Source organism: Porphyromonas sp. CAG:1061, from assembly GCF_000435035.1.
Lineage (GTDB): Bacteria > Bacteroidota > Bacteroidia > Bacteroidales > Porphyromonadaceae > Porphyromonas_A > Porphyromonas_A somerae.
The window spans coordinates 2,373-2,612 of sequence record NZ_HF988895.1 but is presented as its reverse complement, the minus strand read 5'-3'; the positions used below and the strand labels follow the sequence as shown (position 1 = coordinate 2,612).

The window sequence follows — 240 nt, the reverse complement described above, 5'->3', positions numbered from 1 at the left end:
AGAAGGAAGCTCCTAAGGTGGAGACCCCTAAGAAGGAGGCGCCTAAGACCGAGGCTCCTAAGGCTGAGACCCCTAAGAAGGAGGCACCCGAGGCTATATCTGACAAAGCAGAAGAGCCTAAAGATGACAACGTTAAGTTGCTCACGACTCCTGAGGTGGAGATTAAGGTAGTGGGTAAGATTGACCTCTCTTCATTTGATGAGAAGAAGAAGTCGTCGCAAAGGAAGCGCAAGCGCATCC

At 50.8% G+C, this 240-nt stretch carries 1 pseudogene; it reads left to right on the top strand.

The features are described from left to right. Positions 1-240 (top strand): annotated as a pseudogene (locus QVO39_RS03320) (hypothetical protein); the annotation flags it as partial.